General features: G+C 51.2%; 16 protein-coding genes. 9 read left to right on the top strand and 7 right to left on the bottom strand.

Annotated elements, in window-relative coordinates; genetic code table 11:
* Window positions 1-129: 129 nt before the first annotated feature.
* Window positions 130-1293, top strand: coding sequence for a nucleotide sugar dehydrogenase (locus MWU61_RS17870; RefSeq protein WP_247129832.1), 1164 nt, complete (start codon window positions 130-132; stop codon window positions 1291-1293).
* Between the two features lie 24 nt (window positions 1294-1317).
* On the opposite strand, the gene MWU61_RS17865 is transcribed toward MWU61_RS17870, so the two are convergent.
* The 3 genes from MWU61_RS17865 to MWU61_RS17855 all read right to left on the bottom strand — a co-directional run bounded on the left by MWU61_RS17865 (window position 1318) and on the right by MWU61_RS17855 (window position 4945).
* Entirely contained in the window at window positions 1318-2331 is a 1014-nt protein-coding gene (locus tag MWU61_RS17865; RefSeq protein ID WP_247129831.1) for an NAD-dependent epimerase/dehydratase family protein, read from the bottom strand.
* A 72-nt stretch (window positions 2332-2403) separates the two neighbouring features.
* Window positions 2404-3471: a ParB N-terminal domain-containing protein gene (locus tag MWU61_RS17860; protein WP_247129830.1), complete on the bottom strand. Its 1068-nt coding sequence runs from the start codon at window positions 3469-3471 to the stop codon at window positions 2404-2406.
* Window positions 3472-3559: 88 nt separating this feature from the next.
* A complete protein-coding gene (locus tag MWU61_RS17855; RefSeq protein WP_247129829.1) occupies window positions 3560-4945 on the bottom strand; it encodes an AAA family ATPase in 1386 nt (461 codons plus the stop codon).
* A gap of 518 nt (window positions 4946-5463) precedes the next feature.
* Between MWU61_RS17855 and MWU61_RS17850 the strand changes: the two genes are divergently transcribed.
* From MWU61_RS17850 to MWU61_RS17840, 3 genes are all read left to right on the top strand, one after another.
* Entirely contained in the window at window positions 5464-6633 is a 1170-nt protein-coding gene (locus tag MWU61_RS17850) for a replication initiation protein (protein ID WP_247129828.1), read from the top strand.
* Window positions 6634-6802: 169 nt separating this feature from the next.
* Window positions 6803-7801, top strand: a complete 999-nt coding sequence (locus MWU61_RS17845; RefSeq protein WP_247129827.1) for an NAD-dependent epimerase/dehydratase family protein — start codon at window positions 6803-6805, stop codon at window positions 7799-7801.
* Between the two features lie 23 nt (window positions 7802-7824).
* Window positions 7825-8961, top strand: a complete 1137-nt coding sequence (locus tag MWU61_RS17840; RefSeq protein WP_247129826.1) for a glycosyltransferase family 4 protein — start codon at window positions 7825-7827, stop codon at window positions 8959-8961.
* 12 nt (window positions 8962-8973) lie between these two features.
* On the opposite strand, the gene MWU61_RS17835 is transcribed toward MWU61_RS17840, so the two are convergent.
* Window positions 8974-10170, bottom strand: coding sequence for a hypothetical protein (locus MWU61_RS17835; protein WP_247129825.1), 1197 nt, complete (start codon window positions 10168-10170; stop codon window positions 8974-8976).
* Between the two features lie 104 nt (window positions 10171-10274).
* Here MWU61_RS17835 and MWU61_RS17830 point away from each other — a divergent pair, with 104 nt between their 5' ends.
* Window positions 10275-10910: an acyltransferase gene (locus tag MWU61_RS17830; RefSeq protein WP_247129824.1), complete on the top strand. Its 636-nt coding sequence runs from the start codon at window positions 10275-10277 to the stop codon at window positions 10908-10910.
* On the opposite strand, the gene MWU61_RS17825 is transcribed toward MWU61_RS17830, so the two are convergent.
* From MWU61_RS17825 to MWU61_RS17815, 3 genes are read right to left on the bottom strand one after another with little or no spacing between them, the layout of a single operon-like run.
* Window positions 10820-11644, bottom strand: a complete 825-nt coding sequence (locus tag MWU61_RS17825) for a sulfotransferase domain-containing protein (protein ID WP_247129823.1) — start codon at window positions 11642-11644, stop codon at window positions 10820-10822. The two genes, MWU61_RS17830 and MWU61_RS17825, sit on opposite strands and share 91 nt — an antisense overlap.
* Entirely contained in the window at window positions 11631-12941 is a 1311-nt protein-coding gene (locus tag MWU61_RS17820) for an oligosaccharide flippase family protein (protein ID WP_247129822.1), read from the bottom strand. Before MWU61_RS17820 ends, MWU61_RS17825 begins: the two co-directional genes overlap by 14 nt.
* A 35-nt stretch (window positions 12942-12976) precedes the next feature.
* Window positions 12977-13990 carry an SDR family NAD(P)-dependent oxidoreductase gene (locus MWU61_RS17815; RefSeq protein ID WP_247129821.1) on the bottom strand — a complete coding sequence of 338 codons (1014 nt, stop codon included), beginning with the start codon at window positions 13988-13990 and terminating at the stop codon, window positions 12977-12979.
* A 136-nt stretch (window positions 13991-14126) separates the two neighbouring features.
* On the opposite strand from MWU61_RS17815, the gene MWU61_RS17810 reads away from it, so the two are divergent.
* From MWU61_RS17810 to MWU61_RS17795, 4 genes are all read left to right on the top strand, one after another.
* Entirely contained in the window at window positions 14127-15461 is a 1335-nt protein-coding gene (locus MWU61_RS17810; RefSeq protein WP_247129857.1) for a UDP-glucose/GDP-mannose dehydrogenase family protein, read from the top strand.
* A gap of 92 nt (window positions 15462-15553) precedes the next feature.
* A complete protein-coding gene (locus MWU61_RS17805) occupies window positions 15554-17629 on the top strand; it encodes a YjbH domain-containing protein (protein WP_247129820.1) in 2076 nt (691 codons plus the stop codon).
* Window positions 17626-18267, top strand: a complete 642-nt coding sequence (locus MWU61_RS17800; protein WP_247129819.1) for a YjbF family lipoprotein — start codon at window positions 17626-17628, stop codon at window positions 18265-18267. Before MWU61_RS17805 ends, MWU61_RS17800 begins: the two co-directional genes overlap by 4 nt.
* A 480-nt stretch (window positions 18268-18747) precedes the next feature.
* A partial coding sequence (locus tag MWU61_RS17795; protein ID WP_281502249.1) for a calcium-binding protein occupies window positions 18748-19698 on the top strand: 951 nt, incomplete at its 3' end.

Below are 19698 nucleotides of genomic sequence, written 5' to 3'. Positions count from 1 at the left end.
CCTATTCTAACGCGTTGCGCCCTGCTTGGACGTAATTCTCAATAGCATACCCCGTAAATTCACTTTAATCGAACAGCCAAAGCAGGCTATAGACATGCAAATTATTTTATTTCTTTAGGATACCGACTAATGAAAATTGTCGTCGCCGGAATTGGCTATGTGGGCCTGTCCAATGCTATTTTGCTGTCGCAGAACCATACAGTCGTCGCAATCGATCTCTCTAAAGATCGCGTCGCTATGCTTAACAATCGCGAGAACCCAATCGTTGATGCGGAAATCTCGTCGTATCTCGCTGAAAAAAAACTGCATCTGACTGCGACGGTGTCATCCGACGCCTATACAGACGCTGACATCGTTATCGTCGCAACCCCGACTAACTACGACCCTGTCGCGAACTACTTCGACACCTCATCCGTCGACAAAGTCATCGAAACAGTCACTGCACAAAACCCCGACGCGCTGATCGTCATCAAGTCAACGATTCCCGTTGGCTTTGTCGAAGAAGCCCGGATCCGTTTCACCAACGAAAACATCATCTTCAGCCCCGAATTCCTGCGCGAAGGGCAAGCGCTGTACGACAACCTGCACCCTTCCCGCATCATCGTCGGAGAAAAGTCGGACAGGGCGCGGGCCTTCGCCGAACTCCTCCTCGAAGGGGCAATCAAAAAGGACGTCGAAATCCTTCTCACCGGCCCCTCCGAGGCTGAGGCGATCAAGCTTTTCGCCAACACCTACCTCGCCATGCGCGTTGCCTATTTCAACGAGCTCGACAGCTATGCGCTGGCGGGCGGCATGAACACCGAAGAGTTGATCAAAGGCGTTGGCCTCGATCCGCGGATCGGCGACCATTACAACAACCCGTCCTTCGGGTTCGGCGGCTATTGCTTGCCAAAAGACACCAAACAGCTGCTGGCAAACTACGCCGACGTGCCGCAGAACCTGATGCAAGCGATCGTCGACGCCAACCGCACGCGCAAGGATTTCCTGTCAGATCAGATCGTCGCGAAGGCGCCGAAGGTCGTAGGTATCTACCGCCTCGTGATGAAAGCAGGCAGCGACAATTTCCGGCAATCATCCGTGCAAGGGATCATGAAGCGGATCAAAGCAAAAGGCGTCGAAGTCATTGTCTACGAACCGATCATGGAAGACGAATCCTTCTTCGGTTCAAGAGTGATCCACGACCTCGAAGCGTTCAAGGCCGAGGCGGACCTCATCGTCGCTAACCGCCTGACAGACGATCTAACAGACGTTGAAGACAAGATCTTCACCCGAGATCTTTTCGGCGCGAGTTAACCATTACTCATGGAAACCCCATAGTCAGAGGCTGTAGTATTCCCGATACCAGACCATGAATTTGTTGACGCCCTGACGCATTGTCGTGGACGGCGTCACCTCAAGCAGTGATTTCAAAAGGTCAGTGTTCGCCCAAGTTGCGACGACATCACCAGCCTGCATGTCCATCATGTTCATATTCGCTTTCACTCCAGCCGCATCCTCAAGCGCCGCGATAAAATCCATCAAGGGTTCTGGCGATGCATTACCGATGTTCAGCACACGAAACGGGGCTACGGGCGATAGGCTGTCACCCTTCTTCACTTCGGCCTCTCCACTAGGCTTCACGGGCGCCTGAGCGATAAGCTCGGAAAGAGCGTCAATCAAATCATCGATGTATGTAAAATCGCGTTTCATCTGCCCTTGATTGTAAACATCAATCGGATCGCCAGCCAAAATGCGTTTCGCAAATTTCATTGGTGCCATGTCGGGTCGGCCCCAGGGGCCGTAAACTGTAAAGAACCGGAACATCGTAATTGGCAGGCCAAAGAGGTGCGCGTACGAATGCGCCATATTTTCGGTCGACTTTTTGGTTGCCGCGTAGAACGAAACCTGATGATCGGCCTTGTCGGTTTCAGCATACGGCATTTTCGTGTTTGCACCGTAAGCCGAAGACGTCGAGGCCAAGAGCATATGAGCCGGTGGAAATGCTCGGGCTGCTTCCAATATCTCAAATGTTCCGATGATGTTTGCTTCAAGGTAGGATCTTGGATTTTCGATAGAATACCGCACGCCCGCCTGCGCCGCGAGGTGGATGACCGCGTCAGGCTTATGGTCTTCAAAAATCGACATCATGAGGCCCGGTGTTTCGATTTTTTCATTATAGACTTTGAAGTTTGGCGAAGTCGCCAGCATTGCCTGACGCTTTTTCTTGAGCGAGACATCGTAATAATCGGACAATAAATCAACGCCAACAACCCGCCAACCTTCGTCCAAAAGACGCTGACTAATGTGATATCCTATAAATCCGGCAGCGCCGGTCACAATCGCCGTTTTCATAAATAACTCCCTCAAATCAAAATGTTGGAAAATACCTTTTTGAATTACGTACTAGTTTCGCAGCGAAACTCCCTATGGCGCCTCGAACAAATGCGCGATTTCTTGCATGGCGGCGTCGAGCGTTTCTGCGTCAACTGACGGCCCACTAATCCGGATGAAATAGCCTTTGCTGTCGCTTGACCGCGTCAACTTCACACCGTTGGAAAGCTGCATTTCGTTGCCCTTCGCGGGAAGCGGTCTTGCTTTGGGGCGGCCCATCTTGACGGCTGGTTTTGGCGCGGCTTCGACGTGGTCGATGATCGGCTCCAACAGCGCCCATTCGTTGTCGATGCTCTCTATGCCCTTCGCGCCTTCTAGCGCATCCCGCAACTTGTCTTCGACCCCGTGCCGGATTGCGGCGGCGATGCGTAGGCCGCGGCGTTCGGTGAGGTCTTCGGGGAACTGGAGGACATCTCCGAGACATTCAAAGACTTCAGCGAATGATTTCACCTTTGATCGCTTGGCCTTCGATGCCGCGACGAACAGCTGTGCGACGGCCTCGTCGGTGCTATTGAACGCCCCCTGCCGTGCCGCAAGGACCGCAATACGCCCACGTTCGTAGTGGCTAAGGTTCGCGCGGATTTCGTTTTCTTCGACCATCGCCATGAAGGACGTCGCCATGTCGCGTGGCGCGCGCACGATGGCTTTGATCTTGCTGTAGCCGCCCGTGTAGGTCTTGCTGAGCGCTGTGAAGGCGAGCATGCGGCGGTAGCCGGAGATCAGCTGATACGCCCCCTGCCCGTCTTTGTAGACCTCAACCGGCAGGCGCAGTCCGTTGATCGTGATGGACGTGATCAGCTCGTCCAGTTCGGACTGATCGATGATCGTCCGGTCGCGCACGAGGTCGTCGGTTTTGATCTGGTCCAGCGGGATTTCTTCGATCAGCAACCCCGCCTCTTCGGCCGCGCGGAGTTTATCCGCATCCAGCCGGTTCATCTTTGCGGCCGGTGTTTCGCCTGTGCCAAGATGCGCCGCCTCGCCTGCGACCTGCGCTATGGGCGCGGCGCCCCTGCCCCGCCGTTCGGGAGTTTCGCTGCGAAACTCTGCGTCCATTGCGGCCAGTTGATCGGCGCTTGGCGGGTCTAATCTGCGTTTTGCCATCAGGGATCTCCTGTTGTCGTCTGCGGGAGTTTCGCTGCGAAACTCTGGTTATATTTGGGGCGAGTTTCGCTGCGAAACTCGAAACCCGTCAAGTTTCGAGGCTCTGCATCATCTGCTGATCGCGCCACCATGTGCCGAGTAAGACTTCTTTAACTTCGGCCCATGTGCGGTCGAATGTCTCGCGTCCGCGCACGTAGGTGTCACGGTTAAAGTCACGATAATCGGCTTCGTAAATACCGTTTACGCGCTCGCCGGCCTGCCCAACCATGGCCGTGACTTCCTGGCGGTAGGTCGTCATGAAGTCCCCAAAATAGGCCTGCACGACATTTGCGAGGTCGGTCTGTTGCGCCGCATCAAATCGGGTGACGATGGCGCGGACGGCGTCCCATTCGAATTTCATGTCCGGCAATCCGTCGCGCCGACGGATGGTGTTTTCACCGTCTTCGATGGAAGCGAAGGTGCTGTAGAGCATGTCAAAGAACCGGCCTGTGCTGTCGAATTCAAGAAACGAAGCCCCAAGCGGGACCAGAAGGATGTCCGCCGCCGCCAGCGCATTAATCGTCAGGTAACCGAGGGCAGGGGGCGTATCGATGAATATGACGTCGTAATCGGTTAAGATATCTTCACGCGACAGCGCGTTGGTCAGCGCATCCCAGAGCGCCCAAGATCGATGCTGCGTACGCCAGACGGGGACCTGAAATTCGGCCCAATAGAGGTTCAGCTGTGCGCCGATGAGGTCGATGTTCGGCCAGTGCGTGGATTGGATCAGATCGCGGGCGTTCGTCTGTAATGCCTCGGTTAGAGTCTCATCTAGGGGCAGGGGGGCTTCCCCACGTGCCTCGCGTGCGCGGTTTTCGGCAACGACGTTCATCGCGTAATCTTTGGCCATAAGCGGGAACGCGGTTTGCCATTCGTCTTCGACCTTGCCGCCCATAATCGAGGTCATGGAACCTTGGCTATCGAGGTCGATCACGAGCACTTTGTAGCCGTCCAACGCGGCGGACATGGCGAGGTGTGCGGCGGTTGATGTCTTGCCAACGCCGCCTTTGAAGTTCGCGACAGAGATGATTTTCGCGTCTAACCCTTTAGGCCGCCATGGCAGATATTCCTTGTCAGCGGCACCTTCGGTCGCGAAATGCTTGCGCAGAGCGAGCACCTCTTCGAGGGTAAACCACTTCGAATTTCCTTCGCCGGTGCCTTGGGGCAAATCCGGATGCGCCTTGAGCACACGCCGGAAATGCGATGTCGCGACGGGGATCATGTAGCGGCACACTTCCCACGTCGAAAATTTGCGCAGACGCTTGGCACCATCAGGGGCGTGTCCACGTTTCGCCAGATCTTCGCGGCCTTTCGCAGCGAAAGTCGCGGCTTTCGCGAATCGCGTCGTATCAACAGGGGCCGAGAGTTTGCTTGCAGCAACCTGTGGGTCGATGTTCATATAAGGGGGCAGGGGTGGTTTATCCGCTGATGCCATTGTCTTATCTCAATGTATGCAAGGTTTGTATGCTTTGGCGAAACTATCGCACATGAAACCGCAAATGAGAATCAGAATGTCCATTTAGACCCTAATATTAGGATATTTGATAAGAACAACGACGATAAACTGTTTAGTATCTTTAGATACTTTAGAATCTTTGGGGTGAGATAATAAAACTATATCAAATAGTTAGGGGCGAACATGGACCCGCCTACAGGACGAAAGGTATCCGTTTACGGGACAAGGAGCACCTAAAGTTAGGACGAAAGGTGCCGATTCGCAGGATGATGGGTATCCAGAGTCGGTTTCGGCTATGTTAGGCTCTATTCAGTATCCGGGGGTGCTCAGGCGTCCCGTGTTTGGGTACCTTTAGCAGAATTTCATGACAGGATAACCAGTGAAAGGTACCTGTTTACGGGATCCGTTTGACCCGTCTAAAGGTGCCTACTTGATTGTTGTTTGCAGGTTCCTTTTGCGATAAGGTACCCGCAAATAGCCGTCAACAAGGCACGCCAATGCGCAAAGAGCAGACACCCAAAGACCTGACCGGCCCGCTGCGGCGCGGTTCTGTGAAAAAGAACGTCGCCGCGATCCACGTGAGTGGCAAGTTAACGTTATTACAACGCAAGCTATCGAACGTGCTGCTGCTGAATGCCTACGACACATTGGTGCATCAGGCGACCCACAAGATCGACGCGCAGACGCTGTGTGCGATGATCGGATATAATTCGAATGATATGGAGTCGTTGAAGGCGTCGCTACGTGGTTTGGTCGAGACATTGGCCGAATGGGATATGTTGGACGAGAACGGCGAGCAAGAGTGGGGCGTGTCGAGCCTGCTTGCCTATGCAAAGCTGAAGGGTGGGGTGTGCGAATATTCGTATTCGTCTGCCTTGGCGGAAAAGTTGCACGATCCGAAGGTTTTCGCGCTGATTAACCTTAACATTCAGAAGCGGTTTACCTCGGGCCATGCGCTAGCACTTTACGAAAACTGCTACCGTTTCGTGCGGACGCGCAGCACGGGGTGGTGGGAGCTGGAGACGTTTCGCCGTCTGATGGGCGTGAATGACAGTGCCTATTACGAGGTTTTTAAGCACCTGAACGCGAAGGTCATCAAGCCGGCCGTCGCGGAGGTGAACAAGACGAGCAATATCATCGTGACACCCGAGACGCGTAAGATGGGCCGATCTGTGACGCATATCCGGTTTAAGATTAAGGACAATCCGCAGCTCGCGATCCTTGATATCGATGACGGGGCAGGGGTGCGAAATTCGCCGGTCTATGCGGCGTTGATAGGGCAGGGGGTCAGCGACCGACTGGCAAAACAATGGATTGCAGAACACGGAGCCGAGTATGTGGCCGCAAAGCTGGCGTATGTCGGGGAACGATCCGACGTGCAGAACCCGGTGAGCTATTTGCAGGCGGCATTGCGGGATGACTACGCGGCGCCTGCGGTTGAGGAAGCGCCGATGTCAGAGCGCGGACGGAAGTTGGCAATTGTGCGGGACTTGGTGGCAGCGCGAAGCCCGACGCAGCGGGACGCAGACAAACGGCTGTTCATGGCGCGACTGGAGGGGGCGCCGCGGTTGGATTTTGAGAAGCATGGGTGGATGTCGGCGCTTAATGCAGAGGCGATATTTAGGTTTTGGGAAGAGCTGATGCCGGGCGTTCTTTACCCCCCATAGGCGGCATTATTGGGGCCGGACGAAACTTTTGGGGCGCCAGGGCTTTTTGAACGGTTGGTCTGCCATATACACAAAGTATTTCGTTCTTTCTGACCGAAACGCATTGCTCTTTTAGGGGCGCGTGATACGGGGTAAACCTAGTCTACTTTAACAATTTGGGATCATTTCAATGCTGACCATTCTTGGGGGATCTGGGTTCATCGGAACTAATTTGTGCCGTTCTTTGGCGGCGCAAAATATTGATTTCCGGATCGTTGATCTGAAGCCAAGCCCGGAATTCGCGGATAGAACTTTGATTGCCGATATCCGGGACAAGGAAGGATTGCTTGTGACGCTTGCGTCCATTGGCAATGCTGGTCCGTTGATTAATTTGGCAGCGGTGCACCGGGATGATGTGTCCGACCGACAAGAATATTATAACACCAACGTCGACGGAATTGCGAATATCTGCGATATCGCAACCGAACTTGGGATTGACCGAATTGTATTTACTAGCACAGTTGCTGTGTATGGATTTGCAGCGCCTCAAACCGATGAAACCGGAACCATTGATCCTTTCAATGATTATGGCCGGTCTAAGTTTGAAGGTGAGAAGGTTCTTAATAAATGGTTTGCAGAAGCTCCCAAGACACGCACGATCTGTATTGTGCGCCCGACGGTCGTGTTTGGTGAAGGAAATCGCGGAAACGTCTTTAATTTGCTTAATCAGATTGCGTCTGGCCGATTTGTCATGATCGGGGATGGTAAAAACAAAAAGTCTTTGGCTTATGTCGGTAACATCGTCGCATTTCTTGAATGGTGTACTATTCATCCGAATGGGTCAGACATATTTAACTATGTTGATAAGCCCGATTTTGACATGAATTCGCTCGTATCCCATGTCAGATCTGTCCTGGTTGGCATAGACAAAATTGGGTTTCGTTTGCCGTACCCAGTTGGCATGTTTTTGGGTAAGATTGCGGATGGCCTCGCCAAAGTCTCTGGTAAAAACCTTCCCATTTCATCAATCCGTGTCAAGAAATTCTGTAGTGAGACGTCGTTTTCAAGTAGCGCCCATGATCAAGATGGCTTTGTCGCGCCCTATAAGCTGGATGAGGGATTGCGTCGCACGCTGGTGTCAGAGTTTCTTGAGCCTGATGACAGCAGAACAATCTTCTATACTGAATAAACTTCATTTTAAGGATGACGACTTTGACCGCACCATCTCAGTCTAAGGGTACGATTGCCATTGTCTACAATACAGCTTTATATGTACTGAAATTGCGTATGCGATTGATTAAAGTTTTGCGTGCCGAAGGTTATGACATCGTGGTTATTGCTCCACGCGATGAGGCGGTCCCGCTTTTGGAAAAAGAAGGCATCCGCTACATTGAGCTGCCAATGTCGCAGTATGGCATGAACCCTCTGGCCGAGATAAAAACTGTGCGGGCGTTGGCTCGCATTTTGCAGAAATTGAAACCCGTTGTCTCGCTGCACTACACCGTCAAGCCAAATACTTTTGGGAATATCGCGGCATCAATGGCCAATGTTCCAGTAATTAACAATGTTGCGGGTGCTGGGCGGGCTTTTTCATCGACGGGATCACCAATCTTGCGGTTTATCGTGCAGCGGCTGTACCGTGCCGGCCTTAGGCGAGCAACGCATGTTTTTTTCCAGAACAATGAAGATCGCGCTGATTTTATCGCTGCGGATCTTGTAGCTAAGGAAGTCACGTCGAGGATTCCGGGTAGTGGTGTGGATGTTGATAAATTTTTGGTCCAGCCATTACCTGAAAAGACAAAGTTTCTTTTTGTTGGCCGTCTATTAAAGGAAAAAGGGATTGCTGAATATGTGATGGCTGCGGCTGCGTTGAAAAAACGTGGTTTGGATTGCGAAGTTCACATTGTGGGCGAGCATTCAGACAAATCTGATCATATCGATGGTGCAGTTTTGCAGAAAGCAGTAGAGGCTGGTGACGTGATTTATCATGGCAGTGTGTTGCCGGATACGATCCCAGCACTGCTAAAGGACGCCTCATGCGTCGTTTTACCGTCCTACTATGGCGAAGGTGTCCCGAAATCCTTGCTAGAGGCCTGCGCAACAGGTCGTCCGGTGATTACAACAGACCATCGAGGCTGTCGTGATGCGGTTAATGACGGTGTGAGCGGTTTTTTGGTGAACCCACGCGACACGCAAAGTCTTGAAGAGGCGATGGCAAAAATAATTGACATGCACCGCGATAAACTCATTGAAATGGGGGCGGCGAGTCGTCGACATGCCGAAACGGTATTTGACGAACGATTTGTCCTTGATGCCTACTTGGATGAGATCAACAAAATCGTTGATTGAGAATCATGACGATTATCGCAGCTTTGACGCGAGATAGAATGGGATCATGATAACACAGACTACAATGATTTTCGACATGTTGTCGAACAGCGATGTGCCCACATTGAAAATCCAAGTGAATAGATAGATTTGGAAACAGATCGATAATTGGCTTTGTGATTTTGAGAACCGTGCGGACATGACGCCCGCCAGCGCACCGAATGCGATCCCGCCAATGATGAGACCGATCCATCCGCCTGCCATCCAGAATGTGCCGGGTACTGTGGCGGGAAAACCGATGCCGCGCGCGAGGATGGCCGGAAAAAATTCGGTCATAAACGTGGTTCGTGGTCCATCAATTAGATACGATAGCGAGCGCGGAAACGGGTCAATATTGAATATTAGATAGAAATTGTGAAAACCGTCGAAGTTTCGTTTCTGGATAAAGACGGATTCCAGTAATGACCCCGTACTGGCGATCCGAAGAAGTTGATCGGTTCCCCGACCGTAGTAAATCGCAAGAAGGGGATCAATTAGGGATGCTGCGAAGAATATGACAAGCCCCCAACCGAGTAACTTGCCAAGATGAATTTTGCCTTTTCGCGTAATCTGCCAAGTTGCAAACAACGAAAGGAGTGGCCAGATCACACGGCCGCGCCCTCCCAAAACAACAAAAGCACTAACGAAGACCAGTGTTATTATCGCGAACCAAATGTAGTTCTTCTTATTCAGCGCTCGTAACGCTAAGGCCAGATACCCTAAGATGGCCCCAAAAGAGATTGCAAAAATTAGCTGCCCGTAAAGAGTGGATACCAATCCACTACGCATATCGCCGGAAAATGCTTGACCCAAGAGATAAGCGCAAAATAGGCCAGTAATAAACGACCCGCGCGCTACCACCAATTCCGCTTTTTTGGGCGGTGAATATGCTTCAAAATGGCGGCGCGCAGGAAATAGTTTTCGGACAAAGACGAGCGATACCAATGTAACCAAGATGAACAACGCCGACGCCGCGATTGTGTCAATTATTTCAATCTGCCAGCCGGGGAAGTTCAAGTCACCGTATCCTTTGATGGACCTAGTGATCGCAATGGATACCACGGCCGGTACAAGGAAATACATGATGAAACTCAGTACGATCCATGCTTCAGGCTTGAAGACCGTCCGGGCTTCGACTTCGCCGAAGGACAATTGCTTCCGAGGAATCGACAAACTGTGCCTTGCCTGCATTGTGCTTTCAGCCTTTATGGTTAGAGGTGTCGCCGGAGTGCGTGTACTTAGGTGATTGCAGCCTGCTACGCTAGTAAGATCCAAGAATAAAGGTAAACGCTATCATGAGCGGTAGATCAGTCTTTAGCAAAATCCGCCCAATTCTAAGGGTTTTGGCGGTGGTGTTTAGTGTCTTTCCCAACTTTTTACATCGCTGGATTTGGGAAATCAGCGACATAATACCAGGCGTACTAGGAGTTGGTTTACGCTATTCTTTGGCGCTTGCGAAGGCCAAGGCTATGGGTAACAATGTTTATTGGGGTCGCAACATCGTGGTCAAAAATTGGAAAAGTCTATCGGTTGGCGACAATGTATCATTTCATGAAAACTGTTTTCTAGACGCATTGGGCGGGATCAGGATTGGATCCAATGTTTCTATCGCACACGCCAGTTCGCTGGTATCTTTCGATCATATGATTGAACCGAGTTTGCCAATTAAATATGGTAAACTCGCGATCGGCGAGATTACTATCGCAGATGACGTCTGGATTGCATCTGGTGTTCGAATTTTACGCGATACGACTATTGGCTCACGTGTTATTGTTGCGGCGAACGCTGTAGTCCGTGGCGATTTGGCGGATGGATGGCTCTATGGTGGATTGCCTGCCCGTCAGCTCAAGTCTCTAAGAGACGCAAAATACACCGTTTCATCTTCCAGGGCGGACATCAAAAATGATAGGTCATCGTCTGATGGTGTCTGAGTTTCTGATTGTCCCCCACCGTAGAACAAGTTCTTTAATCCCGCGTTCTTAAAGGCATTCACGATAGAATATAGCCCTACATAGCGAAACGCCCGGGCTCCGTAGCGCCCGACACGCGCCAGTAAATAAGAGCGTGGGGAGGTGGCTTGGTTGCTCCGCTGAGATGCCCGTTGCCCTGCGTGAATAGCTGGCAAATTCAGGTGTGCTGATAAAGTGGCAACATATTCTTCTGGATCTTCGGCGAGGTGGGCCTGTTGTAAGGCCGTGACATTGGAAAAGTGCTTTTTCCAGATCGGCATATGGGCCGAATATCGGCTGGCATCCAAAATCTCAGGAAACTCTTGGACAGCGTCTTGCAAAGCCAACGCTGTATAGCCCCGCGACATGTGTTGATAGTGCGACCAAGCTCGCTTCACTGGATCGCGCAACGTAATGACAATCGGAATATCGCCTAATTCACTCAGAATATGTGGTGCGGCAGTGCTGGACACATGAAACAGTGACGGAGCTACTTCGACAATGGCGCGATGCTGGTTGGCATTAAAGTGGGTGAAGTGTTTTGTGTACCAGTCTAGGCCGCGCCGTGGGTGACGGTCATAGTAAAACGTTTCTTTGATCCCGTTGGGAAGACAAATATCGCCGCGATCTTCAAAGTAATCGTGTATCCAGCTTGTTCCACACTTCATTGGTCCAACAACGAGAGCCGTGGGGCGAGTTTGGTCATGGGGCGTCATTGTTGAGGTATCCTTTACGAAATAATGTCGCGGGCGGGTCTATGCCCATGCTCGTGATGGCCGCTTTCCGTAAGGCAAGGTTGGAAATCACGATTGCCAAGAACGCTGCTGTCGCTGCCCCGATTGTACCAAAAATTGGGATCAACATGAGGTTGAGAATAATGGTCGATACCAACGCCAACGCAAACGACAATAACGTGCGGCTTTCGTTGCCAGTCATGTTTAGTAAAGGAATGACCGCGCCATTGAGCATCGCAACTGTGTTACCTGCGGACAAGACAATTAGAGGAACCAATGCGGCAGCAGCTGGCGTACCAAATAGGGTGGTTAGGATCAGTTCTCCTGCAGTTACATATAGCAGAAATCCCGGTACAGCGACACACAGCGATAACAAAATACTCAGGCGTAGCAGGCGAGATAAAGCCATTGTGTCGTGCCCATTTTTGAGAAGCGCCAAACGCGGGGCCAGCACCATATTTACTGCCTGCGATCCAAATGCGACTAGCATCGCGCCTTGCAGAGCAATCCGGTACAATCCCACTGAGGTTTCATCCACTAACAAGCCCAACAGGATGAGATCGGCCTGTCGTGTCGCGATTTGAGCCCCCCCGATTGCGGTGAAGGGTAGGGCTGCTCGCACCCACGCGCGATGTTCCATTTTGGGTGCGCCCGATTGCTGTAAGGTTGCTGGAATGCTGCGCTTGAAAGACCACATATTTACCAAAGCCGCAATTAACGTCGCGACTGTCATCGCCAGTGTGGCAGTTGTGGCTGTCAATAGATCAGGGCGGATCGCGGCCAACACCAACGCAATTGCAATTAGTAAGATCGGTCGTAGCAACGTATCTGGAAACAAGGCTAATGCTGGTTTGCCCAAACCACGCAACCCGCCCGAGAAATTCCCCATCAAAGACAGTCCCGGCACGATCAACATCGATAAAGCGACAGAGAGCGCTAATCCGCTGGTTGGAAATAAGGCTACCGAAACCGCCGCGACGGCGCCACCTACAACCAGACAATAAATGCAGCTAAACATCAGCACCCACCGCATTATCCCGTGCAGTTTCGCTGAGTCATCTTCGTCCTCTGCCCGAGAGACCTCTCGCACGACAAGTTCAGTGATTCCGTTCTTCGTTGGGATAGCTAGTGCCGTGGCCATCGCTAGTCCAAATGAAAACAGTCCAAATTCTGCAAGTCCAAGCAATCGTGCGAGCACGATGGTGACTAACACACCCATCACGGCCTGCACAACTTTCAGGCCCCCAGTACCCAAGCTCTTCTTGAGAATATCAAGCATTATAAATCCAGCACCGTCGCAAGGTCTGTCATCGCCTAAATCTCATAAAAATTGCGATACCAATCCATAAACCGCGCGACTCCATCGCGCATAGCTGTCTTGGGACGATAACCCGTGATATCTTTGAGCAAATCTGCGTTCGCCCATGTCGCCATAACATCGCCTGCTTGCATTTCCATGAAGTTCTTTTTGGCAGGCCGTCCAACCGACGTTTCCAACGCTTCGATGAAATCCATCAGCGGTTCAGGCTGCGCATTCCCGATATTGAGTACGCGGAACGGCGCTACGGGTGACAGGCTATCGCCTGCTGGAACTTTGTCAGCGTCGGTGGGTCGCACGGGTGGCTTGGAAATCAGCAAGAACAATGCATGCACAAGATCATCTATATATGTGAAATCTCGTTTCATTTGGCCGTGGTTATACACGTCGATCGGGTCATCTGCCAGAATGCGTTTCGCAAACTTCATCGGGGCCATATCTGGGCGGCCCCAAGGTCCGTACACAGTAAAGAACCGGAACATTGTTGTTGGCAGATCAAACAAATGCGCATAGCTATGCGCCATGTTTTCAGTTGATTTTTTGGTTGCCGCATAGAACGAAACTTGATGATCTGCTTTGTCGGTTTCGCTATACGGCATGTGGGTGTTTGCGCCATAAGCCGACGAAGTCGAGGCCATAAGCATATGTTTAGGTGGAAAGGCCCGAGCAGCTTCGAGAATTTCAAAGGTCCCGATGATGTTGGCTTCAAGGTAAGATCGCGGGTTCTCAATAGAATAACGCACACCGGCTTGAGCGGCCAAATGGATCACGGCGCTAGGGCGATACTTCTTGAACAAAGTCATCATCGTGCCTGGCGTCTCGACCTTATCATTGATCGCTGTAAAATTTGGTGAAGCTTCGAGCATCGCCTGACGCCTTTGCTTTAGCGTCACGTCGTAATAGTCCGACATTGAATCGATACCGATCACCTTCCAGCCTTCAGTCAGCAATCGTTTACTGGTGTGATATCCGATAAAGCCGGCAGAGCCGGTAACGAGCGCAGTTTGCATTTTCAAGAAATCCTTGTGGACGTTGGCGACTACCTACACGCTTTTTCAATGTCTCTCTACGATAAAAGACCAAGCAGGTACTTGTTATAGGCAGACGGCATGATAACCGATCATTGCTTTGATCACATATCATATTTTGGAAGTTTTCAGGGAGATTGCTATTATTGGTACGGGCTACATAGGCTTAGTTTCCGGGGTCTGTTTCGCTGATTTCGGCCACAACGTCGTGTGTATCGACAAGGACCGTAGCAAGATTACGATGCTGAAGAGCGGCAAGGTTCCGATTTTCGAGCCAGGACTTGAGGATTTGCTGGCCAACAACGTGAAAGCGGGACGCTTAACCTTTACCGAGAATTTGTCGGACGCGGTTGATGGCGCTAATGCAATCTTTATCGCGGTTGGCACACCAACCCGACGGGGTGATGGCCATGCAGACTTAAACTACGTTGTCGCTGCCGCCGAAGAAATTGTCAAGACTGCAAAAGTGTATGTTCTGATTGTCACGAAATCGACGGTTCCTGTTGGCACTAACCGAAAGGTCGCAGAAGTGGTTGCCGCTGCCAATCCTGAACTGGTTTTTGATGTCGCATCGAACCCTGAATTTTTGCGTGAAGGGGCTGCAATTTACGATTTCATGCGTCCAGATCTGGTTGTTGTTGGTGCGGAGACTGAACGCGCCGCTGAAATTATGAATTCAATCTATCGGCCGCTATATCTACGCGACTTCCCGATCATCACGACTGATTTGGAAAGTGCAGAAATGATCAAATACGCAGCCAACGCATTTTTGGCGGCCAAGATCACTTTCATCAATAAAATTGCGGCCCTATGTGAATGTTCCAATGCGGATATCAAACAGGTATCAAAAGGGATTGGGTTCGATGGTCGGGTAGGCAGCAAGTTCTTGCATGCTATGCCGAGGTTCGGCGGGTCCTATTTCCCGAAAGACACTCGCGCATTGGCGCGAATAGGCCAAGAAAATGGGATGCCCATGCGGATAAGCGAAACCGTGATCGAAGTGAACGAAGAAACCAAACGCCGCATGGTCAATAAACTTAAGACCCTTTGCGACGAAACGTTCGACGAAAAGACGGTTGCCATTTTAGGCGTGACGTTCAAGTTGGGTACGGATGATATGCGCGATGCACCATCCATGACAATCGTACCTGCATTAATCGGGGGTGGTGCCACAGTTTGTGTCGTCGACACGCAAGGTCGCCATGAAGGCGAACGCTTGCTGCCCGGCGTACGATGGGTTGAAGGCCCTTATAATGCCGTTAAAGATGCGGATATGGTGGTACTACTGACTGAATGGAACGAGTTTCGCGCACTCAATCTGAGCAAAATCGCAAGGTCGATGAAAACTGCGCACATGGCTGACTTGCGTAATATCTATTCTGCAAAAAGCGCAGGAGAACAAGGATTTGATCGCTGCATTTCGATCGGGCGACCGGACCTGCAATGCGCATAGTCGCCGCTAACGGATGGACGTTGGCGAGACGTCTGGTTTTACGGGCCGGAGTGCGTACAATTATGGAATCAATACCAAAAGGGGGGGATGTGATGAGTTTTGGAAAGATGCTGTCGGCGGCCGCTTTGTGTAATGTTATGTTTACAGATGGCGCCGGAGCAGACACGCCTACGCTCTCCACATTTGGAACGCCCGGCATTGTTGAGTTACCGTCAGCCGGTCGATTGAACGATGGTGAATTGGGTTTTTCGGTTGCGACAACGGAGCAAAGCCTGCGCAATACGGCGACGTTTCAGGTTTTTCCTCGCGTCTATGGAAGTTTCCGCTACTCGATCATTGACAAGTTTAGTGAGGTTGTTGGCACTCGTTTTGACCGCAGTTTTGACGTGCATTTTTCGCTCCTCGATGAAACCGAAACACGTCCCGCACTTGCCTTTGGGCTGCGCGATTTCTTGGGAACCGGCGTATATTCGAGCGAATACCTTGTCGCGACGAAAAATGTGACGGACACTATATCCCTTACCGGTGGCATTGGTTGGGGGCGCCTAGCTGGGCGAAATACGTTCGATAACCCGTTGGCGCCGCTTGGATTTGACGAAAGCATTCGTGATACGGTCACAACTGGGCAGGGCGGGCAGCTTGAAGTTGGGAAATGGCTTCAGGGGCCTGCGTCGTTCTTCTGGGGGGTGGATTGGGACGTCACAGACAAAGTCAGTGTCCAGTTGGAGTATTCACCGGATCTTTATGGTCCCGAAACTGTGGTTGGAGCATTTAACTACTCATCGCCTGTGAACGTGGCGGTGCAGTACAAGACCAATTTTGGGCTGAATTTTCGCGGGTTCGTGATTGCTGGTGAAAATTTCGGTGTCCAGTTTGGCTATGTATTTGATGCCAAAGAACAGGTTATTCCTGGTGGGCGTGAGCCTGCGCCTTATCCCATTATCCCACGTCGTAATCTTGCAACGGCTAGTTGGAATGTGGATGGACCGACGGGCACCGTCGATGTGTTGCGTAGTAGGCTTGGCACTGAAGGGTTGGCGCTTGCCGAAGCCGAGATCTCTCCCACGAGTGCAACAATTTTTATCCGTAACAACAGATGGAATGTTGAGGCGCAGGCTGCGGGTCGTGCGGCGCGCGTGATGGCTAATACGCTGCCTCCGCAGATAGAAGACTTTACTGTTATTTTCCAAGAACGTGGTGTTCCGATTAGTTCCATCGCCACAAAGCGCGCCGATCTCGAAGAGCTGCAATATGTTTTTGATGCGGCATGGCGCACACGTGCCCGCGCTGATGTCAGCGACGCTAATCGGGCCGGTGTCGGTGCGCCGCAGCTGACGTATAGCCTTACGCCGTACTCCGCATTTTCTTTCTTTGATCCGCAGAGCCCGATCAGAGTCGATATTGGACCGCAGCTGGATATTGGCTATCAAGCAGCACCGGGCCTCACTCTGGATGCACGGTTTCGCTATCCATTGGTGGGCAATTTAGGCGACGGAGTTCTCGAGTCCGATTCTGTGATTGAGCGTGTTCGTTCAGAATCCTTTTTGTTTGCCCGTGAATCTGACTTTGAGGTAAATTTGTTAACTGCTGAATATCTTTGGCGGCCTTCTGCAGATGTGTTTGCTCGTGTGACAGGTGGTTATCTTGAAAACCAATTCGGGGGTGTTTCGGCTGAGATGCTTTGGTCTCCGATAGATAGTCGATTGGCCCTTGGTGCAGAGTTGAATTATGTTCGTCAACGCAATTTCGATATGTTGCTCGGTTTTCAAGATTACGACGTCGTGACTGGCCATACATCGGTTTATTATGACCTTGGGTCTGGGTTTCATACTCAGCTGGACCTAGGTCGTTATCTTGCTGGTGATTGGGGGGGGACCCTTACTGTGAACCGCGAATTTAACAATGGGGTGAAAGTCGGCGGCTACTTTACCCTCACCGATGTGCCGTTTGCGGACTTTGGTGAAGGTGCTTTCGACAAAGGCCTACGAGTTGAGATCCCACTGACTTTTGTCACGGGCCAACCGTCGCGCCGCGTCTTGAGCCAAGCTATTCAGCCAATCCAACGCGATGGTGGCGCTCGGCTGAATGTGGAAAACCGCTTGTATCCATTGACTCGAGATTACCGGGGTGCAGAACTGACCGATGGGTGGGGGAGGTATCTGAGATGATCCGAACGTTGATGTTGGCGGGTCTTGCCACAATTGGACTAAATGCGTGCTCTAACGATAAGGAGCAATCTGGTATCGCATTGGCGACCTCCTATTTTGCCCCGAGTGAAATTGTTTCTCCAGACCGCTTCTCGGACCTCTTCTCGGAACCCAGATCAGTACTGGATATCGAGTTCCTTGATTTAGGTGTTGCCGGTAAATTGATCCTAGAACAACGCGATGGTCCTTTTGCAAGGTATCTAAGCGCAGATTTGGGGGGCATTGTTCTCCAAAGGGGGTTCCTGCATAGTATCTATGGTTTTGGCGAACCGCTAATAGGTGCTGATGTGTCAGAACCGCTACGGCTAGTGCTAGCGGGCCATTCTGGGTTTGCCGATCGATTTCATACCTACGTGAATGGTGAGGACCGTGCCATAAATCGGACGTATCGGTGTGAAGTTAGTGCGAAAGGCCCGAGTGAAGTCGAGTTGGAGGCAGGAGCTGTGTCAACGATTTTGATGGCGGAGGTATGTCAAAGTACGGCCCAGTCTTTTGAAAATCTCTATTGGGTAGACCTTGGCCGCCGCGAAGTGATTCAATCACGTCAGTGGGCTGGCGAAAATACGGGGTATTTGGTTACTCGGGTGACGCGACCATAAGCTTTTTTAGGAAACAGTGATGCGAGGCCGCGGGTCTGTTCGTATCGGTCTCGCCAGTCATTGTGCTAGCGAAGTACCGTGACCTGATGCACAGCATCACATATAAAAATTGTCACTGAATTTTGGCTTCCCCGTAGCGACCTCCTTACCTCTAAATTAAGGAAGAATGTGTCTACAATTTTGGGGCTATACAAAATTGAACAACCCTCCAAACGATGCCCTTGCATCGCAGATAAGGCACCGCATACTGAAAGCAACTAGATAAGCCTGTATCTTTTTGTTTATGCTGCTGCTTTGGCCCAAAACTCCCACGGTGGGTAATGCAATGATACCGCCAGACCTTATTGGGAAAAAGGGCGCGCGCTTATTCTTAGCTCTTGTTGGTTGTGAAATAATCACTCATCATTGGAAGTGGGCGCTCCCAGCTCTAGCAGTTTTCTTGCGTCATAATTGGTGAACAGTAGAATAACGAGATTTACTATGCCTGATATTAGTCATGACCTAACAATCTATGTTGATCGTGTAGATGATTTCACGGGTAGCGAGTTAAATGAGCTATTTTTGCTTAGCGCCATTTCGTCGGGTTTACCAAGCGTAGTGCTAGATGGGGCAGGTGGTCTCGATACACTTGATGCACGGAACGTCTTTGTTGGCTACTCGAGGATGTCCTTTCGTGACACCATCGTTAATGGTGTGGATGGTTTTTCATTCGGTGATTACGAAGCTGTAAATTTTGAACAGATTTATGGACATAGTACGCACCGTAATTCTTTCCTGCTTCAGAATTTGGACCATGAGGTTGTCTTGCATGGTGGCGAAGCCGATGACTGGTTTGCCGCATCCTTTGGCCCACGTGAGGCTTGGACGTCGGATACTTTCTACGGATATGGTGGAGATGACTACTTTTTTCTTAAACCATTGGATCAAGCATTTGGCGGTGACGGCGATGACATCTTCTCCCTCCATAGTTTAGGCGGCGATTTAACGGGTTCGTTTGTCGACGGCGGTGCGGGAAATGATACGCTAGAGGTAGCTACTGGATGGATAATCGACCTATCAAATAATTTCGCTGATAGCCCGTACACAGGTTCGCTGGACCGCTACGTTTTTGAAAGTATCGAGAATGTCGAAGCATCTGCATTTCGCGGTAGAGCTAGTTATGTGACGGGCGATTCCGCAGCAAATATTCTGAGTGTGAACAATGTCTTAAATGATGGGTCCATTGGAGTGCACTTCGATGGTTTAGGGGGGGATGATACCCTTTCAGGCAGCAAAGGGTCAGATACGCTGAACGGCGGAGTTGGCGATGACACGATCTATGCTGGTGATGGTGCTGATACGATCTTTGGTGGTGCTGGGTTTGACAGCATTTACGGTGGTGCTGGCGACGATGACATTACTGCGGGCGATGGTGGTGGTGTCTTTGATGGC

Origin of the sequence: Loktanella sp. F6476L (genome assembly GCF_023015725.1) — a bacterium.
Taxonomy (GTDB): domain Bacteria; phylum Pseudomonadota; class Alphaproteobacteria; order Rhodobacterales; family Rhodobacteraceae; genus Yoonia.
The sequence above is the reverse complement of the archived record's forward strand: the minus strand, read 5'-3'. Positions and strand labels throughout refer to the sequence as shown.